13 protein-coding genes are annotated in these 20,927 nt (G+C 55.2%); 7 read left to right on the top strand and 6 right to left on the bottom strand.

What is annotated here, in order from left to right:
• Nucleotides 1-47 precede the first annotated feature (47 nt).
• The 6 genes from ACKGJP_RS28015 to ACKGJP_RS27990 all read left to right on the top strand — a co-directional run bounded on the left by ACKGJP_RS28015 (nt 48) and on the right by ACKGJP_RS27990 (nt 12,858).
• Complete coding sequence (locus ACKGJP_RS28015) at nt 48-932, top strand: carbohydrate ABC transporter permease (protein WP_409342069.1); 885 nt, start codon at nt 48-50, stop codon at nt 930-932.
• A gap of 96 nt (nt 933-1,028) precedes the next feature.
• Complete coding sequence (locus ACKGJP_RS28010) at nt 1,029-2,783, top strand: sensor histidine kinase (protein ID WP_409342068.1); 1,755 nt, start codon at nt 1,029-1,031, stop codon at nt 2,781-2,783.
• The gene (locus ACKGJP_RS28005; protein ID WP_409342067.1) at nt 2,780-4,432 is read left to right on the top strand and encodes a response regulator; all 1,653 of its coding nucleotides are present in this window, start codon (nt 2,780-2,782) and stop codon (nt 4,430-4,432) included. The genes ACKGJP_RS28010 and ACKGJP_RS28005 overlap by 4 nt, the downstream gene beginning before the upstream one ends.
• Before the next feature lie 317 nt (nt 4,433-4,749).
• Nucleotides 4,750-5,037 carry a hypothetical protein gene (locus ACKGJP_RS28000; protein ID WP_409342066.1) on the top strand — a complete coding sequence of 96 codons (288 nt, stop codon included), beginning with the start codon at nt 4,750-4,752 and terminating at the stop codon, nt 5,035-5,037.
• A gap of 429 nt (nt 5,038-5,466) precedes the next feature.
• A complete protein-coding gene (locus ACKGJP_RS27995) occupies nt 5,467-10,638 on the top strand; it encodes a DUF4838 domain-containing protein (RefSeq protein ID WP_409342065.1) in 5,172 nt (1,723 codons plus the stop codon).
• 303 nt (nt 10,639-10,941) lie between these two features.
• Nucleotides 10,942-12,858, top strand: coding sequence for a right-handed parallel beta-helix repeat-containing protein (locus ACKGJP_RS27990; protein ID WP_409342064.1), 1,917 nt, complete (start codon nt 10,942-10,944; stop codon nt 12,856-12,858).
• A gap of 723 nt (nt 12,859-13,581) precedes the next feature.
• Here the strand turns inward: ACKGJP_RS27990 and ACKGJP_RS27985 are convergent.
• The 6 genes from ACKGJP_RS27985 to ACKGJP_RS27960 all read right to left on the bottom strand — a co-directional run bounded on the left by ACKGJP_RS27985 (nt 13,582) and on the right by ACKGJP_RS27960 (nt 19,832).
• Nucleotides 13,582-14,802 carry a M24 family metallopeptidase gene (locus tag ACKGJP_RS27985; RefSeq protein WP_409342063.1) on the bottom strand — a complete coding sequence of 407 codons (1,221 nt, stop codon included), beginning with the start codon at nt 14,800-14,802 and terminating at the stop codon, nt 13,582-13,584.
• 122 nt (nt 14,803-14,924) lie between these two features.
• Entirely contained in the window at nt 14,925-15,677 is a 753-nt protein-coding gene (locus tag ACKGJP_RS27980; protein WP_409342062.1) for an amino acid ABC transporter ATP-binding protein, read from the bottom strand.
• A 12-nt stretch (nt 15,678-15,689) separates the two neighbouring features.
• Nucleotides 15,690-16,334 (bottom strand): amino acid ABC transporter permease, encoded by a 645-nt coding sequence (locus ACKGJP_RS27975; RefSeq protein WP_409342061.1) that lies wholly within the window; start codon nt 16,332-16,334, stop codon nt 15,690-15,692.
• Between the two features lie 28 nt (nt 16,335-16,362).
• Nucleotides 16,363-17,223 (bottom strand): transporter substrate-binding domain-containing protein, encoded by an 861-nt coding sequence (locus ACKGJP_RS27970; RefSeq protein ID WP_409342060.1) that lies wholly within the window; start codon nt 17,221-17,223, stop codon nt 16,363-16,365.
• Nucleotides 17,224-17,264: 41 nt separating this feature from the next.
• Nucleotides 17,265-17,849, bottom strand: coding sequence for a TetR/AcrR family transcriptional regulator (locus ACKGJP_RS27965; protein ID WP_409347270.1), 585 nt, complete (start codon nt 17,847-17,849; stop codon nt 17,265-17,267).
• Between the two features lie 201 nt (nt 17,850-18,050).
• Nucleotides 18,051-19,832 carry a glycoside hydrolase family 2 protein gene (locus tag ACKGJP_RS27960; RefSeq protein ID WP_409342059.1) on the bottom strand — a complete coding sequence of 594 codons (1,782 nt, stop codon included), beginning with the start codon at nt 19,830-19,832 and terminating at the stop codon, nt 18,051-18,053.
• 121 nt (nt 19,833-19,953) lie between these two features.
• Here ACKGJP_RS27960 and ACKGJP_RS27955 point away from each other — a divergent pair, with 121 nt between their 5' ends.
• Nucleotides 19,954-20,865, top strand: a complete 912-nt coding sequence (locus ACKGJP_RS27955; protein ID WP_409342058.1) for an ArsR/SmtB family transcription factor — start codon at nt 19,954-19,956, stop codon at nt 20,863-20,865.
• Nucleotides 20,866-20,927 lie beyond the last annotated feature (62 nt).

The raw sequence follows: 20,927 nt of genomic DNA, 5'->3' as shown, positions 1-20,927 counted from the left end.
CATGCTTGCGCGGCTTTACGGAGTTCCCGGAAAGAGGGGAGATCAGCTTGACATCACGTCCAACCGCGGGAAGAAGAGTGTTTCTGGCAGTCAACTATACGTTTCTGACCGCCCTCTCCGTCTTGTGCATTCTTCCTTTGGTTCATATTCTCGCTTTATCGTTCAGCTCGGGCTCGGCCGCATCGGCGGGAGAAGTCAGCTTGTGGCCCGTGGATTTCAATACGGCGGCTTACCGCAATATTTTGAACAAGCCGCAATATTTGAATGCGTTCTGGATCTCGGCGCAGCGGCTCGTTCTCGGCACTTCGATCAGCTTAGTCATTACCGTAATAACGGCTTACCCGCTTTCGAAGGAACCGCGTGCCTTTCAGTTCCGGACGCTGTATACATGGTTTTTCGTATTCACGATTCTGTTTGGCGGCGGTCTGATACCCTGGTTTATCACGATCAAGACGCTCGGCTTGATGGACACGATATGGGCGCTCGTGCTGCCTGGGGCGCTTGCGGTATTCAACATCATTTTGCTGCTGAATTTTTACCGGGGACTTCCTAAGGAGCTGGACGAGTCGGCGAGAATGGACGGAGCGGGACATTTCCGTACGCTGTGGAGCATCTACGTGCCTTTGTCCAAACCGGCTTTGGCGACGGTCGGCTTGTTTACGATGGTGGCGCATTGGAACAGTTGGTTCGACGGTCTCATTCTGATGAACAGGCCGGAGCATTATCCGCTCCAGACGTTTCTGCAAACGATCGTGATCATGAAAGATACCCGATTTCTCCGTACGGAGGATTTGGAGCTGCTGAGGATGATTTCGGATCGAACGAGCACGGCGGCGCAAATTTTCGTGGCATCTTTTCCTATCTTGATGGTTTACCCGTTCCTTCAGCGGTTTTTCATCAAGGGTATCGTGCTCGGCAGCGTGAAGGAATAATAGGCGATTCGGTTCCCGGCTTGTATGATAGAGTGTGATAGAGAGCGATAGGGATAAGGAACCGACATCGACACGCTCCAAGCAGGGGGACTACTCATGGGAATTCGGAATGCGCTGAAGCAAAACCGTCAAACGATTTTCGCCAAGCTGATGCTGACGTTCGTCGCGGTGCTCGCGCCGCTCTATTTGCTGACGCTCGTCATCAACGAGAAAGGTGCGGACAGCATTCGCAAAGAAATTTCGCAATCGCTGGCGAGCCGGAACGATTTCTATTTGAACATGCTGCAGCTGGAAGTCGAGCGGGTGCTTCGGGTGCTTCCGGAGTATGTCGTGGATAAGGACCTGATGGCGCTAAGCACCGCGGGTAATTTTATAAGCGATTACGAGAAAATTGACAATATCGTCGCGATTCAGCGGCGCTTGAATCTGATCAAATACAACAGCCACTACATTCAGGAAGTGAGAGCTTATATCCCGCTGATCGAAAGAACGATACTCAGCGCGACCATCGATACGTCGGTCGATGCGGACGAATTCAACGCCCTGAAGCTGGACAGCACGCATGGCAAAGCGTTGACGTACTGGAATGACCGGCTGTTCGTCGGTATGCAGTACCCGCTTATCGCGGGCCGTAAGCCGTTGTTCCTGGTCGGCGTAGAGATGTCGGTCGGGAAGCTCAAGCAGTCGCTCAGCGGGATGATCAGCTTGCCTCGCGGGAATGCGGCGCTCCTGAACGTGAAGCAGAACTGGACCGTTTCAAGCGAAACGGACGACTCGATCCTCTCCGCTATTCGTAGCTATTTGAGCGATCCGTCGATGCAAGATATGCGGGCGGGATACGATACGCTGCGGTTCGGCGGCATGCCTTACCTCGTTTCCTACACGTATTCGGATGCGCTCGAAAGCTATTTGGTCAGCTACGTTCCGGAGAGCCATATTACCGGACCCATCGGCAAATATCAAATGTGGATTCTCGGCGTTTCGGTGCTTTCGGTCTTCATCGTCCTCTTCTTCTCCATGTCGATCTACCGGATGATCCACAGTCCGCTCAAAGGACTGATCGGCGCGTTCAGGCGCATGCGAAACGGCGATATCGAACCGATCGGGAACGTCAAGCGGCACGACGAATTCGGCTACCTCTATACGGCCTACAACGAAACGGCGATCCATCTGAAGACGCTCATCCGCGAAAATTACGAAGAGAAGATTCACAGCCAGCGCTCCGAGCTCAAAAGGCTGCAATCGCAAATCAATCCGCATTTCCTGTACAATTGCTTCTTCGTGCTGTGCCGACTGATCAAATCGGAGGATTTGGAGCTCTCTTACCGGTTCTGCCAGTATGTCGGCGATTATTTTCAATACATTACGAGGGACGATTCCGACGAGGTGCCGCTGCAGACGGAAATGAAGCACGCGGGCACGTATGTCGACATTCAGAAGGTGTGCTACGGATCGAGAATACAGGTGCAGTTCGACGAGCTGGATCCGGCTTACGCGAAGCGAAGAGTACCGCGGCTTATCCTCCAGCCGATCGTCGAGAACATGTATAAGCATGCCGTATCCCATATGCTGGGCGGCGGCAAGCTGTGGATTCATATGGACTACGACGGCGACGAGCTGACGATCTACATGGAAGACAGCGGCGGCAACTTAACGGACGACGATCTGGAGAGCTTGAACCGGAAGCTGAGCCGATCCGCCCAATCGATCGAGGATACGACGGGTCTAATCAATGTTCACCGGCGCATTCAGATCAAGTACGGCTCCGAGTACGGGCTCCTGATGTCGCGCTCCGAGCTCGGCGGACTTCGCACAGCGATCCGGTTGTCTTTGAAGGAAGGAGGGGAATGACTTTGTACCGACTGCTGATTGTGGACGATTTGCCGATCATTACGGACGGCTTGGCGGAGCAGTTCGCGAAGGAAACGCATTTGCAACTGGAGGTGTATAAAGCATACTCCGGCTTCGAGGCGCTTGAGCTGATGAAGAAGCATCGGATCGACATCGTGTTGTCCGACATCCTGATGCCCGGAATGGACGGAATCGAGCTGCTGCGCGACATTCGCGGCAAATGGCCGGCGTGCAAAGTGATCCTGCTGACGAGCCATAACGATTTTCATTACGTACAGAACGCGATGTCGCTCGGCGGACTGGAGTACATTCTAAAGACGGAGGGCGACGAGAAAATCGTCCACTGCGTGGAGAAAGCCATCCAGTTTCTTGATAAGGAGGATGACGAGAGACGGCTGATCGAGAAGGCAGAGGCGCATATGAAGCTGGCGCTGCCGACCTTGCAGAAGGACTACGTATGGTCGCTGCTGCAAGGCAAAAAGGTGGAGCCCGAAGAGCTGGCGGAGCACTTCGGCAATATCCGACTGCCTTTCCGAGCGAAGTATCCCGTGTTTCTGCTGATCTGCCGGGTGGACGACTGGAAGGAAATCACGAAAGCGCCCGATAAAGCGCTCATCATTTATGCCGTGCAAAATATCGCCGAGGAATTTTTAGCCGAGTCCGCTCAGATGCTGTCTCTCGTCTATGAATCGTCCAAGATGGTGTGGGTTTTGCAGCCGAAGGCTACGGAGAACGAAGATTGGGAAAAAACGTTCCACGATGTCAACGGCGTGCTAGAGAGAATTCAGCGAAAGTGCCAGGAGCTGTTGAAATTGTCCGTATCCTTCGTGCTAAGCAGCCAGCCTGCGGCATGGCCGGAGCTGTCCGACCGGTTCCATTCCTTAAAATTCATGCTGGTGCGCGGCTTGGGAGGGCGCAAAGGATCGCTGCTGACGGAGCAAAGCGGTTCCTTGCAGGAGCAGACGCATCCGGTACCTTCCGCAAGAAAGCGAAACGTACAGCTCCAGAGCAAAATACCGCTGCTGCTGCATGGGCTGGAGAACGGCAGCGAAGACGAGTTTTACCGGTTGTATGAGGAGCTTGCGCCTCTTTTTTCGGATGAAACGGTGTCCCGCCTCCAGAAGGTCGAGCTGTATCACGCTCTGGCTTACATGTTCCTGACCTTCGTAAACAAATACGAGCTGGAGAAGGAGCTGGGCGGGCGGATCGAATGGGAGAAGCTCGTCGTTTTCGACGACGATGTGCCTTGGGCCGACTGGAATCATTATTTCCTTCAGCTGGCTTATCATATTTTCGCATGGAGCAAGAGCGAGCAGGAAGCGAGCACGAACGATATCGTCCGCAAGGTTCACGAATATATCGCCGGCAACATTTCGACGGATATTTCGCTTATTCATATCGCGGATCACGTGCACTTGAACCCGTCGTATTTGTCGCGGCTCTATAAGCAGATCACAGGCAGCGGTCTGTCGGAGTATTTGACGGAATACCGCGACCGGAGGGCGAAGGAGCTGCTGCAAATCAGCCATTTGAAAGTGCATGAGATTGCCGCGTCCCTTGGCTACAATTCCTCGCATTCGTTTATCCGGTTTTTCAAAAAGCAGAACCGGGTGACGCCTCAGGAATATAGGGAGCAGTGGGGAATTTAACCATCGTCTGAGGGGAAATTGAAAGGGAAGGGGGCTGTCGGCATGGGGAAATGATTCGAGCGGCCAGATTAGAATCTTTTCGAAGCGGCTCTGCATGTATGGTTGGATCGGATGCACGAATCATGAATCATGAATCATGAATCATGAGGAGAGGATAAGGGCGTGAAGCGGAGCTTAAAGCGCTTGCTGTCAGTACTAGGAAAGGCGCCCGCTTCGAATTAGGGTTCGGCTCGATCGCGGGGAGTTTGGTACTCGATGTTGCTGGGCAATGGAAAGGAAAGGTTAAACGCGCTTCCAATAATGTAAGCGGTGTCACATTGGACGGATGGCCAGATGAAGTAAGCTTTGCTGCCGGGGTATCGGCTACCATCGCTTCGGAAGCCGTAACGGAGAATACGCGCAAAAAGCAAAACGGCTCGTACTCTCCGCTCTCTGCCGGCGGAGGAAATGACAATCCGATGCCGCCGACCAGCTTTTGGCTGTGCGACGGCATGGAGATGAAGAGAAGCGGGGAAGCCAGCAAGTCCGGAGATTATTCGATTCTGGCGGAAGGGATCAAGCTTGGCGGGATTATTAAGAATGTTTCCGTTCAAGAAAGCGCATAAGGGATGTCGGCAGCCTACTACTCGCCTCTCGGATCCGCGGTAGCGGCACCATTCGTCTTCAGCTGGATCATTATGCCGGAAGCATAAAACCGGTCGCGAAGCGCATTGCGAAAACCGCAGGGGGGTGGTCGACCGCCGTATGGGCAGGAAAGCTGCCCGACGGGATCAAGAGAGTGACGGTGTGCGTCAAGAGACGTCAATCCAGACAATGTTTCCTTGTGATCGATTGGATGCCAGAGGCCGTGTTAACGGCTGCTTGATCCAGTTTCACAAAGGTGATGTATTCCGGCAGTGCTTTTATGACCATTTGAACGTTTTGTTCAAATCGTTTGTAAAGTCGGATAACGCATAAGAAAGTTTACGTATTCGCCGGCATTTTTGCCGTATCCGAGCAAAAGAGCGATTTTTTCGCAACGAGGAGGCGTATTCATGAGTAGGCTTGGCAAGCATACAAACCATTCTTTTTCCGTTAAGCAAATTACCGCACTCATTACGATGCTTTGTCTGGTACTCTCTTCCTTTCAATCGGCGTTCGCAGCAGCGGGTGCAGAGGAGCGAAGCGTTCACGCCGCCGCAGCCGATATCAAAGGCCACTGGGCGGAAAAGCAGATTGCGGAATGGCTGGAAGAGGGCAGTATTCAAGGGGACCCTGACGGAACGTTTCGTCCGGACCGAGCGATCGCGAGGGGAGAGCTGGCCGTTCTGATAAACCGTTCCTTCGGCTTTCAAGAGCAGGCTGCCGTTTCCTTCGCCGATCTGGCGGAGACCGACTGGGCGTACCGGGATATCGCGGTCGCCGTTAAAGCGGACTATTTGCAAGGGGACGGCGACGGGACGATCGGCGCTTCCCGTTCGATTTCCAGGCAAGAAACGGCCGTCGTTCTGGCCAGATTGTTGAAAGCGGATACTTTATCGGTTGGAACAGCAGCCGCAGCGTTTACCGATGCCGGACAAATGGCCGACTGGGCAAAAGGTGCAATCGGAGCCTCTGCTGCGAAAGGCCTGATGAAGGGCTACGAGGACGGAAGTTTTAGACCGTCCGGTCTTTTATCCAGAGCGGAAGCGGTCGTCATTTTGGAGCGGTTGCTAGCTGCGAGAACTATCGTATACGACCAAGCGGGTACATACGGACCCGAGACCGGCATGCAGGAAGTTAAGGGGAATATCGTCATTAACGCTCCGGGCGTCACGCTACGCAACATGATCGTTGCCGGAGACTTGACCGTGGCTGGATCGGTCGGCGAGGGCGATGTTCGGCTTCGCAGCGTTGACGTGAAGGGAGAGACGAAGGTGAACGGCGGGGGAAGAAACAGCATTCACTTCGAGAACGCCAAGCTTAACGTCGTGTTGATCGACAAACAAACGGGAACCGTACGCGTCGTGCTGGAAGGCAAGACGACCGCCGCCGAAATGATCGTATCTTCCGGTGCGATTATAGAAGCGGGGGAAGGAACTGCGGACCATGCGGCTGTATTGCTTGTCCGAATAGCCGAGCGGCTTTCGGCAAATGCGGAAGTGAAGCTAAAAGGGAAGTTTCAAGAGGTAAACGTTGAAGCCGGAGGCATGAGGCTGGCGCTTGCGGGAGCGAACGTCGGCAAGCTGAATGTTTCCGAACGTGCCGCAGGCACGACGCTTACGGCCGATAAGGAATCGACCGTTATGTCTTTGGTGCTTGAAGCCGTGATTAAGGTGCTTGGGCAAGCGACCATCGAAAAAGCGGCATTCGGCAAAAAGGGAGGCGAGTCCACGTTCGAGCGCCGGCCGCTTGCGGAAACGGGAGGCACGCCGACACCAAGCTCGACGGCCCCGCCGACACCAAGCTCGACGGCCACGCCGACGCCAGGCTCAACGGCCACGCCGACGCCAGGCTCAACGGCGACTCCGACGCCAGGTTCGACGGCGACTCCGACGCCAGGTTCGACGGCGACTCCGACGCCAGGTTCGACGGCGACTCCGACGCCAGTGCCGACGTCGACACCGGATACATCGGCGTATTTGACCAAGGACGGCTTGGCGAATGCGGAGATCGTTATGAGTCCGCTCGCAAGCGAGATGGAAAGCCTCGCGGCATCGGAGCTTCAGAAGACGATCAAGCTGGTCAGCGGGGCGGAGCTGCCGATTTATAAAGGAAATCCGGACGGAATCGGCGTCAGCGCCCAGCTGTGGAACAGCCGGCTGGACGTGAAGAAAAGCGGTACGTATCCGATCCGCTTCACGCTAATGAACAATGGTGATCAAGCCGTCACTCTCGGTTTGACGCAAAGCGGCGGCGAACCGATTGCCGTAAATGCGGTCCAACCGGTCGAGCTCGGCGCCAAGCAGAGTCAGACGGTGGACGCCTCCGTAACGGTTCCGGAAACGGCGGCGGACGGCTTGAATGCCGTCAAGATTCAGGTTAACGCGGGCGGCGAAACCGTCGCTTCGATGACGCTGACGGTAAATGTCGATTGGAACCTCCTCCAGAACGGAGGATTCGAAGCGGCTGCCCAGGGAGGTTTGCCTAGCGGCTGGAACGTGCCTTCCGGCGCGTTGGACGATCAAACGGCGCACAGCGGAACGCATTCGCTGCGAATGGAACTTGGCGGCCTGCCGTACATTTACGCCCGCACGGACCAGCAGCTGAAGCTGGAGCGGGGCCGCGAATATACGCTGCGGGCATGGGTGAAGGGAACGGCGGCAACCGGACAATCGGTTATTCTCCAGGCAATGGAGATGACGCAGAACGGCGGATCGCAAGCAGGCACAAGCCAGCTGGTGCTGCCTGTGACAGATGAGTGGACTCAGGTGGAGCTGACCTATAAGCCTGCTGCCGGTGCGCAGTTCGATTATGTTTGGTTCTATTTCTACATCGTCGGCGGAACGAATACGCTGTGGATCGACGATGTCGTGGTAAAGGATACCGGGAAGCAGCCGGAGCCGTCAGCCAACTTGATCGATAACGCCGGGTTTGAAACGGCGGCTTCGAACGGGCTTCCGGCCGGCTGGAACGTGCCTTCAGGCGTGCTGGACAATCAAGTGGCGCGAAGCGGAACGCATTCGCTGCGGATGGAGCTCGGCGGGGCATCGTACATTTATGCCCGCACGGATCAACAGTTGAAGCTCGAGAGGGATCAAGAATACGTCCTGCAAGCTTGGGTGAAAGGAACGGCGGCAACCGGACAATCGGTCGTTTTGCAGGCGATGGAGATGACGCTGAGCGGCGGATCGCAAGCGGGCACGGGGCAGCTGGTACTGCCGGTGACGGACCAGTGGACGCAGGTGGAGCTGCGCTATACGCCTTCCTCCTCCGCGCAGTTCGATTTCAACTGGTTCTTCTTCTATATCGTGGGCGGAACGAGTACGCTCTGGGTTGACGATGTCGTGTTGAACAAGTCCGGCAGTCCAGCCTCTCCGGAGAACGCGGCAGCCGCTCTTTCGATCAATGACGCGCCGGCGAGCCTGAATGCGCCGGGTGGCGAAACGAACGGCAGGCTGCAGATCGTGCTGGCCACGCCTGATTCCTTGCCGGCGATTGCCGGGCCATATGCGGACGACATTGCGTTTCTGCAGGGATCCGACGGCTTTGCGGTCCGGAAGTCGGGCAACCGCCTGTATATCATCGGCAGCGAGCCGAAGGGCGTGCTGAACGGCGCTTACGATTTCCTGGAGAAAAATGCCGGCGTCCTATGGACCCGTTCGACGGATATCGGAACCTTATACGATCCGCTGCCTACGATCAAAGCCGACAAGCCCGACTACCGCGAGAAATCCCCGTTCCAGCTTCGGGGTTGGCATACGACCTGGTACGGAGCGAGCGGGGAGTACCACGCCGATCCGGGAACGGAAGCGATGATGGCGCGCAACAAGCTGAACGCCAAGCTGGCGGAATTCGAGAACATGGAACAGTGGAGCCGTCACGAAAGCATAGGGGTCAAAGCGTTCAACATTGGCCATAACCTGGGCTACTGGCTGCCGAACGATGTGTTCTTCGCTTCGCATCCGGATTATTACAATAAGGACGCGAGCGGCAATTATATTCCGGAATCGCAAGAGACGCAAATCAATTTCTACCACCCGGACGTGCCTGGCGCGGTAGCCGGACGCGTCAAGCAATTTTTGGCCCAACATCCGATCGAATATGTCGGCATCGGCATCAACGATACGCATAATTTCAACCAAGGGGAGCTTAGCCGCTCGCCGTTTACGACGCAGGACGGCATCGTCATTCAGCCGGACGAACCGGACTACAAGTCGACCGTGTTCTTTACTTTCCTGAACAAGGTGGCGGCCGAGGTCAAGCAGACGAATCCGAATACGAAAATCGTCACGTTCGCTTACTTCTTCACGGACGTGCCGCCGAGAGTGGCGCTCGAGGACAACATCGTCATCGTCATGGCGCCGATATCCGAGGATGAGCGGCTACCGCTGAATACGACCGATACGAGCAGCATGAACTATGGTTACAAGCTCAAACTCGAGAAGTGGCTGACCAAAACGAACCATATCGTCTTGTACAACTATTACGGCAGCTTCCTCTCCGAGGTCTACGAAAGGCCGATAGCGGAGAAGGTGCAAGCGGATATGAAATATTACCGCGACCTGGGCATTACGGGCGTTACGCCGGAAAATAAAGTCGATGCCAAAGGTCCGTTCTGGGGAATCAATGCGCTGCAATTTTGGCTGATCCAGAAGCTGTTTTGGAATCCGGACGCCGATCTCGAGCAGTTGAAAAGCGAGTTTATCCGCAAGGCGTACGGCAATGCGGCAGAGCCGATGAAACGTTACTACGGCCTGATCGAGCAGGGCTGGAAAACAGACAATTCGCCGATCGGCTACAACGCCAGCGAGTCGACCTATATCAATAAGCTGATTATCGAGGCAGGCGTTAAAGATGCTGCGCAAACCGCCCTCAACGAAGCATGGCAGCTTGCGAACGACCAGCAGAAGGCGCGGATCGAGCCGATCAAATCGACTTTCGAAACGCTGACGCAGAAATACAGCTCGATTCCGAAGCTAAAAGCGACGGCGAAGAAAACGAATGCAGGCAAAGCGGCCGTCACAAGCGCCGTCTACTTCGATCAAGGGCCTTGGGCCGATGCGGAGCCGGTCACCGAGTTCAAAGTCATGGGTACGCAAAACCAGCCTGCGGTGCAAACGAAGGTGCGGCTGCTATGGGACGACGAGAATTTGTACATAGGCTACGAAAATTTCGACGCCGACCCGTCCAAGATCGTCGTGAGCGAAACGGCGCCGGGCGAGTGGTGGGTAAAAGGAACGGATGACGACAATGAAACGTTCATAACGGGCGATTCGAGCGGAGCTTCCTACTACGTATTCTTCAGCAACTCGAACGCGATAAAGTTTGAGTACAGCGGACCCGTCCAAACTAGCGGCTATAACGGCCAGTGGGAAGCTTATGCCCATGTCGGAACGGACCGCTGGAATGCGATCAAGGTCATTCCGTTTGCCAGCATCAATATCGATCCGAACGTGACCAAGACGCTGAAAGGGTTTTTCTTCCGAATGTATCACGGCACGACGACGACCGAATTTTACGGCTGGGGCGGCGGTACGGTATGGAACGACGCGGACTTTTATCCGATTACGCTGGCAGCCGACTAAAGGCGCGGATTGCAGGGCGGCGGTACGGTGCGGAATGACGCGGGCTTTTACCCGATGACGCTGGAAAACTAAAGGCGAGGATTCAGGGCGGTAGAACGGTGCGGAATGACGCGGATGATTAGGGAGAAGGGCGGGTTGCCCGGCGTTTAAAGCGCTCCCTGCTCCCACCGAAATGCCACATTCCGGGCAGCGCGTCTCCCTGTTCCTCTTTCGACAAACATTAGCCATATTCCAAATTGCAGCTGCTTTACGGTCATTGTTGCTTGCTAGGCAAGGAAAAATGAATTGATGGAGGCTGACGGAATGAGTGATGGTAAAGGATTTTCGGAGCATGGCAGCATTCAGGAGAAGAAGACGATGCCCGGGGCCGTTTCCGGCTCTGCCGAACGCAATGGAAACGCGGTCTCGCGCAGAAAGCTGCTGGCCGCGATAGGGGCGGCGGGCGCCGCTCTATCAGTGGGAAGTTTCATGCAGGTGACGGGCATCGCGCAAGCGGCGGCTGGAGCCGTCGACATGACCTCGCTGGCCGGACTAAGGGCGACGGCGAGCCCCAGCGCGCTCACGCTTTATGTCGTGACCGACCGCGGTCAAGAAGGCCTTTTTCTGTACGATCCGGCGGATACGGCTTCGGCAGACAATACGGGCACGATTGTCGTGTCTTCTTCCGGGGCGCGTTTCAAACGCGTATTCGAAGGCGAGACGGTTAGCGCGAAATGGTTCGGAGCCAAAGGAGACGGCGTAACGGACGATACGGCTGCCGTTCAGGCGGCACTCTATTCGGGAGCGGGCACAACGTTCGTTCCGGACGGCACGTACATCATCGACGGCGTCGTAACGGCACCCTTCAACATTGCGCCAAACCGCGGTTTGGACATTCCCGATCATACGCATTTGCAACTGTCTCCCAAAGCGGTGCTCAAGATGAAAACGAATGCTTCCGATGCCTATACCGTCATTCGGATTCAAGACCGAACCCATGTCAAGCTGTCCGGAGGTACGATCGAGGGAGACCGGAGCACGCATACGGGAACGACCGGGGAATGGGGCTACGGGATTTGCCTGAACGGAGCGAAGAACGTCACCATTGAAGACGTCATCATCAAAAATTGCTGGGGCGACGGCATTTTCATCAATCAGGGCATCGCGACGACAGCGCCATCGTCGAACGTCAAAATCGTCGGGATTACATGCGACAATAACCGCAGGCAGGGGATGAGTGTGCTTGCCGTAGACGGGATGTACGTGGAGGGGAGCAGCTTCCGCAATACGAACGGCACCGCACCGCAATCGGGCATCGATTTCGAGCCGGAAGCGGCGCTAAGCCAGCAGAACAAGAACGTCAAAATAATCGGCTGCGAATTTATCGGCAATGTCGGCGACGGCATTCAAATGAACCGGTATAACGAAGGGTTCGTAATCAGCGGCAATACGTTTACCGGTAACGGAGGCAGAGGCGTATCGATCTTTCTGGCGAAGGATTGCACCGTAAGCGGGAACTCGCTTAACGGCCATCAGTCCAATTATGCGATAAGCGCGCTGAACAGCAATCGCATCCAAATTGTCGGAAACCGCTGTGCAGGCAATTTTCAGGGGATTTACGTAGGCGCGAATGCGTCCTGGACGTCTATCATGTCGGGCGAAGATAACCTCATTGCCGATAATGTGGTGGAAGCGAACGGCTATTGGGGGATCCTGATCAGCTCCTCGTATAACCAGATCGTCGGCAATCTGGTCGACCGGAATACGGATTACGGCATTTATTTGTATACGGCCCTTCATAATATCGTGTCCGGCAACAAGACGACGAGAAACAAGATCGGCATCATCGCTTCCGTCAATTCCAGCGACAACGCGATCAGCAACAACATCTCGGAATGGAACGGAGAAGACGGCATACGGGTCGACAGCGGAGCGAACAATCTCGTAGCGGGCAATTCCTGCACCGGCAACGGGGTAAACTTGAACGCGACCTACAGCAATATCGTCCTGGACGGCTGCACGGATTCGTCGGTGCAGAGCAACGTTTGCCGCAGAGGAAGCCTGACGAATAAACCGGCTTACGGCATCTATTTGAAGGGGGCGGGAAGCGCGAACGTGCTGACGAACAACGACTGCCGCAACGGCGGAACGGTAAACGGCGTCAAAAACTCGAACACGTCCACCTTGTTCGGAGCGGGCAACCGGAACAATGACGGGAGCTTTTCGACGACGCCGAACTAGCGGCTGACGAATGAAAGACGAAGAGGCTGTCTCGATAACCATCAGAATGGTTATCGAGACAGCCTCTTATTACGAGCTCGCACACAAGCTCCGCGCAACGAGCTCCCGCAGACCAGCTCCGCACACCAGCTCCGCACACCGGCCCCGCACAACGAGTTCCGAACACTAAGTTAATGGAAACTAACTCCGAAATGGAAAAATAGTGAACATAAGTTCACTAATACTGAACCAAAATTCACTATCCAAGTTCAAACATGTGCCTCCAAGCGATATAGGGAAGAAAAGTTCACTATTAGTGAACCTCTCGGCCAAATAGTCCCGTTTGCTTCACTATCCGCCTGAAAAAGGGGGGATGAAGTAAAAATAGTGAACGTAGGTTCATAAATAGTGAACTCAGGTTCACTAAGGCCTCGATAGAGTCCTCTCGTAGGCTTAAAACAAAGGGGCTGACTCAAAGGTCAAAAAAGACCTGAGACAGCCCCATTCGAATGAGGGAGATATTTTTGCTCATTATCACCAGAACGGCCTAACCGGCCGAGAATGCAGACTGCGCGTTAAACTAGCAACTTTAAAGGTAGAACCGCAGGAAAGGGAGGCTATGTCATGGCGAGTTCCCTAGCAAGGGGGCTCTTTTCTGCATGAGGTTGTCATTGACTCTTTCCGAACGCTGACTGATTATTCCGCCGAAAAGCTGCACCATAGGGTCAAAGCAGCACACCACATCTACAACGAAATCAAATCCCGCGAAAGCTTGTTGAGCCGCTCGCAGCCGCTCCCGGTGACGAGCACCATATCCTCGATCATGATCGAGCCGACGCCGTACCCGTAGTAAGGCGTCTCCAGACAAACGACCATGCCGGGCACGAAAACGGCCGCCTCGGACGGGCTGATGAAGGGAGCTTCCTCGGCGGCAAGGCTGAGGCCCGCGCTATGTCCGAGATGCCCTCTGTTGTAGTTGTCCAGTCCGGTCCGGCGAATCACGTCCATCCCCTCGTGAAACGCGGCTTGCATCGGCATCCCGGGCTCGATCAGCTGCAAGAGCCTGTCGTGTCCGGCGCGCAGCGCATCGTAAACGCGTTTGGCCGTATCGGACGGGGATCCGAACACGAACGTACGGGCGATATCCGAGCCGTAGCCCAGCACATCGACGCCTACGTCAAACTTGACGAGGTCGCCCGGCTTGGACGGGCTCGTGTCGAACCGGTGCACCGGCGCGAAACGGTCGCCCGCCGAGATCATATGAAAGCGGGCGGCATGACCCTCCGCATGGTCCATCAAAGCCCTCCGGAAAACGTTCACGATTTCCGCAGCGGAGCTTCCCGGGCCGATCGCGCGCACCGTTTCGGCAATGCCGGTTTCGGCAAAGGCGCAGCCTTTGCGCAGCTGCTCGATCTCCCATGGCGTTTTCACGGCACGCAGCTCGGTAAACACGGGGTTCGCTTCGACGAAGTCGAAGGCGCCTGCCGTTCGCCGCAATGCCGTAACTGCGGGATAGCGCATGGCGCTCAGCTCGACCGCGATTTTGCCGCCATCCGAAATGCCGTATTCCGCAAGCACTTGGCCGAGCATGCCGAACATTTCTTCGGCTTGCGGCGCGACCGGCCGTTTCCCTTCATATTTGCCGCCGCGGAGACCGTAAGGATCGTCCACATCCACCCATGTCGGATACGTCCGGATTTCGCAATGAGCGGCCAGTTCGTCCGGTACGCCGGCGGCTTCGAATTCGTTCATGAGCAGGACCGTTTTAAGGTTCGGGTCCCGAAACCGGACGGCCAAAGCCACTTCATTCATGCGCAGCGTATACATGAAGGCGCTCTGGTAGCCGGATAAATAATAAAAGTTTTCGCAGCTAACGGCGACCAGCGCATCGAGCCGCTCCTTCTCCATGAGAAGGCCGGCTCTTTCGGCGACGTTATGCAAATGTTCGTTTTGTGTGACGATCATGATGTCCGTTCCTCCTATCGTTACCCACTTGCATGAAACCTATGAGCCTTCCGCAGAACGATTTTACTGTCCGGGGGGAATCCCCATGCTGATTAATCGCGCTTCCTTCGTATAAGCTGCCGTCAGTCTTCTTGCTGATCCAGCTGCCGCAGAAATTTGCGCGCACGCTCGGTTTGCGGCTGAGCAAAAAAACGCTCCGGAATGCCTTCTTCCTGAATCGTTCCGTCGCTCATAAAGATGACCCGGTTCGCCACTTCCCGGGCGAATTTCATTTCGTGAGTCACGACGATCATCGTCATGCCTTCCAAGGCAAGCTGCTTCATAACGGCCAGCACTTCGCCGGTCAATTCCGGGTCCAGCGCCGATGTCGGCTCGTCGAACAGCATGATTTGCGGCTGCATGGCAAGCGAACGGGCAATCGCCACACGCTGCTGCTGGCCGCCGGACAGCTTGGACGGATAGACGTTCTTTTTCTCCAGCAAGCCGACTTTGGACAGCAGCGCTTCCGCGAGCTGAACGGCCTGCTCCTTAGGCATTTTTTTGACGGTCATCGGCGCCATGATAACATTTTCCAGGACCGTCATGTGGGGAAATAAATGAAAAGATTGAAAAACCATCCCGGTCAGATTGCGGATCTCCCGGATGGCTTGTTTTTTCGCTTTTGGACTCATGGACGGATTCCACTCGGCACCGCCCACACGGACCGTGCCCTCCGTAGGTTCCTCGAGGCCGTTCAGGCAGCGCAGCAGCGTGCTTTTGCCGGATCCGCTCGGGCCGATCAGGACGACGATTTCTTTCGGACGGATGCTGACGTTGATCCCTTTCAGTACCTCGAGATCGTCGAATCGTTTGCCTAGCCCTTTTACTTCTATCATACGTACACGCCCTTAGTAAGCTTTTGCCAATTTTTTTTCGACACGGTCGAGAACGGCGGAGAAGCACATGCTCATAATCCAGTACATGAGAGCGATCGCGATAAAGAAAGGCATCGCCACATAGTACTGAGCGATCAGCAGTTGGGCGGATCGCAGCAGCTCCGTTACCGTAACGACGGATACGAGCGACGTTTCCTTCAGCATGCCGATAAACGTATTGCCCATCGGGGGAATCGCTACGCGGGCGGCCTGCGGAAGCACGACCTTCGTCATCGTTTGCCAAGGAGACAGGCCGAGTGACAAGGCGGCTTCCGTTTGGCCCTTGTTCACGGCAAGAATCGCGCCGCGAAACGTTTCGGACAAGTAAGCCCCGATGTTGATACTAAGCGATATGTAGGCCGCGGTTAGCGGCCCGAGCGTTATGCCGAAGTCGGGCAGCCCGTAATACACGATAAAAATTTGGACCAGGATCGGAGTTCCGCGGATGATGGAAACATATCCTTTGGCCGCGTTGCGAATCAGCCAGTTTCCTTTTAACCGGGCGACGGCCACGATCAACCCGATGATCAAACCGAAAATCATCGAGACGATCGTGATCAGAAGCGTATAATAGGCGCCCTTCAGCAGGAAGTCTACGTTGTCATATACCAGTTCCATGCGTTACGTCCTCTCCCGTTCCGGCCGATTAAATCGTCGGGTCGACCCCAAACCATTTTTGGAAAATTTCTTTGAACGTGCCGTCTGCCTTCATGTCGGCAATCGCTTTGTTCAGAGCGTCTAGAAGCTCTTGATTGTTTTTGCGAATCGCGATTCCGGCATAATCTTCCTTAATAGGCTGTCCCACCGATTTGATTTTAAAATTGTTTTTTTCCACCAGCGGCTTGATGGCAAACGTGTTGTTGATCGTCGCGTCAATCCGGCCGACGTTCAGGTCGGTAAGCGAAGTGATGACGTCGTTGTACGTTGCGATTTCGAAGTTTCCGACTTTAGGCAGAGCCACGTCGCGCAAATATTTTTCGTCGTTCGTGCCGAGGCCTACGCCGACTTTTTTGCCTTTGAAATCTTCCAGCGATTTGATGGTCGTATTGTCGTTCTTCACGACGATGTTGACGGAGTTTTTGATGTAAGGAGACGAGAAATCCATCGTCTTTTTGCGGTCGTCGGTAATGGTCACCTGGCTGATCAGCGCGTCGTATTTATCCTTCTGCAAGCCCTCGATGAGACCGGAAAATTCGCCCGTAATGAACTCGGCCTGAACGCCCAAACGTTTGGCAACTTGCTTGGCCACGTCCGCGTCGAAGCCGTCCACTTCTTTTTTGTCGTTCAAAAAGTTGTAAGGAGCGTAAGTGCCCATCAAGCCGATTTTGATTTTTCCGTTTTTCTTGATCGTCTCAAGCTGATTCGACGGGGCAGCCGATGCGGCCGGCGAGTTTGCCGCATTTTTGTCGGCGGGCTCGTTCGATTTGCTTCCGCAGCCCGCAAGCGCGATGACGATGGCGCCGACCAGAGAAACGGTTTTGAAAAGATGTTTGGTTTTCGTGTGCATGAAATGGCCTCCTAGTTGTTTTGAATAAGGATGGATCCTTATTAGGATCCGAGTAATCCGCGAATTTCAAACCTGGCTGTTTCTTCAGCCATTTCCGAAGGGGAGTAGGGCGACTTGAAATCGACGTCGTGCATAGGCCCGAACAGCCATTTGGACAGCACGCCCGTAAATAAACCGACCAGTATGTTAACCCGAAGATTCAAATCTTTGGAGCCCGGCAGCATCCCCAGCTCGATGGCGCGCTTGACGTTGCTTTTGAACGCTTCCTCGAACGCGATCCACGTTTGCGAGACGGCTTCCTGCACAGGCGGATCCGTCCCCTGGCCTTTGATCAGCAGAAGGGCCATCAAATACCGGTTTTCGTTTGCGAATTCGAACAAGTCGGCGAGCAGCCTCGCGGACGAGCTCACCATATCGTCGATCGTGCCGGCATGCTGGCGGTAGCCCTGCGCGATCACTTTCGTCAGCATCTCTTTGCCGTCCCCGATCAGATCGATGACGAGCTTCTCTTTGCTGGGAAAATACCAGTAAAACGTTCCTTGCGACACCCCGGCGGATTTAACCACATCGGAAATTTTCGTACTGTGATAGCCTTTGCGGGCGAACAGCTCAAGAGCGCAGCTCATCAGCTGCCGGCGGCGATCTTGTTCTTGATCCGGCGTTGCAGGCAGTGTCAACACCCCTTTTCTTCTTAACTGACGAGTCAGTTAGTTTAAATCCGATGGGTTTACTATATTTTAAAGTGGGGCTTGTGTCAAGATTCCGTGTAAAAAAACCGCCGAGGCCCAATTGTGAATGGGTTCTCGGCGGTTTCAATTTCGAAATGGCTATTTGGATGCCTCAGCTGCGGAAGGTTCGACCTCCGGCGTTTTGCCTTCATTGATCGCTCTAATCCATTCGAGCGGCACCTTCGGCTGACGGTCATAGGTGAGCAAGCCGTTGATTTCTTGCTCGACGTCGGTGAGCTGCGTATAGCAGAAGCCCTGCACGACCGGGGAAGCCAGCAGCGGATGGACGACCGCGGCCAAACGCTCGACAAAGTCTTTGTCGTCCTTGGCGGACGAATAGCCCCAGCCTTCCCAGTCGCTCTTGCGGAACGAGATGCCGCCGAATTCCGAAACGTGGATCGGCTCTCCGGCGTACGCAAATCCATGGGCGTAAATCCAGGTGTTGGCAGGGAGGGAGGTCACCGCGTTATGGGCCGTCGAGTAGCGCTGCTCCAGCACTTCCTTTTGCCAGGCGTAGTCGTGAATCGTGCAAATGTCGGATTTAACGTGCTCCCAGCCGTCATTGGAGATGACGGGCCTCATCGGATCGAGCGACTTCGTCAAGTAGTACAGCGACAGCGCGTGCTGCTGCTGCTGCTTGTCGTTCAAAATGTTCGGCACGCCCCAGCTCTCGTTGAGCGGCACCCAGGCGACCACGCACGGATGGTTGTAGTCGCGCTCCACGACTTCCTGCCATTCCTGCGTGATGCGCCTGACGTACCTCGGCGAGTAATGGTAGGCATTGGCCATTTCCCCCCATAAGAGCAAGCCCAGCTTGTCGCACCAATACAAATAGCGGGGATCCTCCACCTTCTGATGCTTTCTGGCTCCGTTGAAGCCCATTTCCTTCGTCAGCTCGACGTCGCGGCGAATCGCCTCGTCGCTCGGCGGCGTCAGAATACCGTCAGGGAAGTAGCCCTGATCGAGCACCATTTTCATCCGATAAGGCCGGTTGTTCAAGCAAATGTTCCCGTTGTCCACGCTGATTTTGCGCATGCCGAAGTAGCTTTGCACCTGGTCGACCGTTTGCCCGTTTACCAGCAGCGTAAACTCGGCGTCATACAAGTTCGGGTTGGCGGGGGTCCAAAACCGGCGAGCTGCGAGATCATGCCTGTCGTCGAGACGAATCGAGCGATAAGCTTCCGTGCCGCGAACACGAATCTCGTCCTCCGCCACGATCTCGCCCTTGAAGGAGACGGTAACGGTCAGCCTGACGTCATTCTGGCCGATCGCGCCGGAAAGCGAGGATTGCACGGCGATTTCGTTGTTGTCGATATCGGGAGTCAGCCGCAGCTTGCCAAGATGAATGTCCGACACCGGCTCCATCCATACGGTTTGCCAAATTCCCGTCGTCCTCGTATAGAAGATGCTGGCCGATTTTTCCTTCCAATACTGCTTACCGCGAGGCAGAGTCAGATCCTTGCTGTAATCCTGCGCCCGCACGACGATCGTATTGCTGCCGGCCTGCAAGGCGTCCGTGACGTCGGCGGCAAACGGCGTGTGACCGCCTTCGTGGCTTGCTGCGAGTCTGCCGTTTACCCAAACCTTCGCTTCGTAATCGACCGCGCCGAAATGGAGTATCGTCCGCTTTCCGTCAAATTCCGCCGGCAGCGTGACTTTCTTTCGGTACCAGACAATGTCGTGGAAATCCGTTTCGCCGATTCCGCTGAGCTTGCTCTGGTAGCAAAACGGAACGACGATGGTACGCCCGAGCGTTCGTCCTTCATACCAGCGCTCGCGTTCTCCGTCGTCATCGTCGTCAAACTCGAATTCCCATTCGCCGTTTAAGTTTAGCCAGCTGTCTCTAACGAATTGAGGTCTTGGATAATCGTTTCTTGCCATGATTTCGCCTCCGTAGCTTACCTTATATTGTATAATTACAATGTACATATGAATTTTACAATATTAAAAGGGCAGTGTAAACTGAAAAAAAGAAACGGGATCTGAAATGAGGGTATCCACGATGCAAGAGGAAACGACGAAACGCGTACCGCCGCCGCAAATCCAAGAGGTGGCGAAGGCACTGTCCGGCGATTTGCGGCTTCGTATATTAGAGATATTGGACGAGGAGCCGCTAAGCGTTTCGCAGCTTACCGAAATGCTCGGCGTCGCCCAGCCGACGGTTTCCATCAACCTCCAAATGCTGGAGCAAGCCGGACTGATCGAAACGGCTCCCGGCAGCGGAAGGGAGAAGCTATGCTCGCGCTTCTACGACACTTTGCTTCTGGAAATTCCGCGAAAGCCGGGCGGTGTCTTATCCTCGCTGGAGTCCGTTTCGATGCCGGTCGGCATGTATTCGGATATAGCGGTCGCCGCTCCTTGCGGGCTCGTCGGTCCGGACGGCTTGATCGGGGATGCCGACGATCCGCGTTCCTTCTACTTGCCGGAGCGGTCGAATGCTTGGCTGCTGTGGCTCAGCGATTCGGGCTACGTGGAATACCGCTTCCCGAATCCTGTGCCTAAGGGAGAGAAGCTGAAGGGGATCGCGGTCAGCGCCGAGCTGTGCTCGGAAGCCCCCGGTTACCGCGAGGATTGGCCTTCGGACATTACGCTGTCCGTCAACGGGAAAGAGATCGGAACCTGGACCAGTCCGGGCGATTTCGGGGCCGTTAAGGGTGTGCTTACCCCGGCATGGTGGGTGGGCGGCACGCAGTACGGGCAGCTGAACGAATGGCAGATCGACCATAAGGGATCGCTTTTGAACGGACAGCCATGTTCTCAAGTGTGTCTGCAAGATTTGGAGCTGCAGGATGACCGCCCGATTACGGTGCGCTTCGAGGTGAAAGCGGATGCGGTCAACCGGGGAGGCTTTAACCTGCTCGGCAGCCGGTTCGGCAACAGCCCGCAGGATGTGAAGCTGAGCTTTCGTAAGTAAGAGGGAGTAAAAAGCCTCGCCCTGACTCGGTAAAAACGAGCCGGGGCGAGGCTTTTATCGTA

Origin of the sequence: Paenibacillus litoralis, assembly GCF_046244365.1 — a bacterium.
Classification (GTDB): Bacteria; Bacillota; Bacilli; order Paenibacillales; family NBRC-103111; genus Paenibacillus_V.
Note: the sequence above shows the minus strand (reverse complement) of the source record. Positions and strands in the feature narration are given on the sequence as shown.

Coding starts and splice junctions, on each gene's coding strand:
- ACKGJP_RS28010 (WP_409342068.1), top strand. CDS start 1,029: ATGGGAATTCGGAATGCGCTGAAGCAAAACCGTCAAACGATTTTCGCC.
- ACKGJP_RS28005 (WP_409342067.1), top strand. CDS start 2,780: ATGACTTTGTACCGACTGCTGATTGTGGACGATTTGCCGATCATTACG.
- ACKGJP_RS27995 (WP_409342065.1), top strand. CDS start 5,467: ATGAGTAGGCTTGGCAAGCATACAAACCATTCTTTTTCCGTTAAGCAA.
- ACKGJP_RS27990 (WP_409342064.1), top strand. CDS start 10,942: ATGAGTGATGGTAAAGGATTTTCGGAGCATGGCAGCATTCAGGAGAAG.
- ACKGJP_RS27985 (WP_409342063.1), bottom strand. CDS start 14,802: ATGATCGTCACACAAAACGAACATTTGCATAACGTCGCCGAAAGAGCC.
- ACKGJP_RS27980 (WP_409342062.1), bottom strand. CDS start 15,677: ATGATAGAAGTAAAAGGGCTAGGCAAACGATTCGACGATCTCGAGGTA.
- ACKGJP_RS27975 (WP_409342061.1), bottom strand. CDS start 16,334: ATGGAACTGGTATATGACAACGTAGACTTCCTGCTGAAGGGCGCCTAT.
- ACKGJP_RS27970 (WP_409342060.1), bottom strand. CDS start 17,223: ATGCACACGAAAACCAAACATCTTTTCAAAACCGTTTCTCTGGTCGGC.
- ACKGJP_RS27965 (WP_409347270.1), bottom strand. CDS start 17,849: ATGAGCTGCGCTCTTGAGCTGTTCGCCCGCAAAGGCTATCACAGTACG.
- ACKGJP_RS27960 (WP_409342059.1), bottom strand. CDS start 19,832: ATGGCAAGAAACGATTATCCAAGACCTCAATTCGTTAGAGACAGCTGG.
- ACKGJP_RS27955 (WP_409342058.1), top strand. CDS start 19,954: ATGCAAGAGGAAACGACGAAACGCGTACCGCCGCCGCAAATCCAAGAG.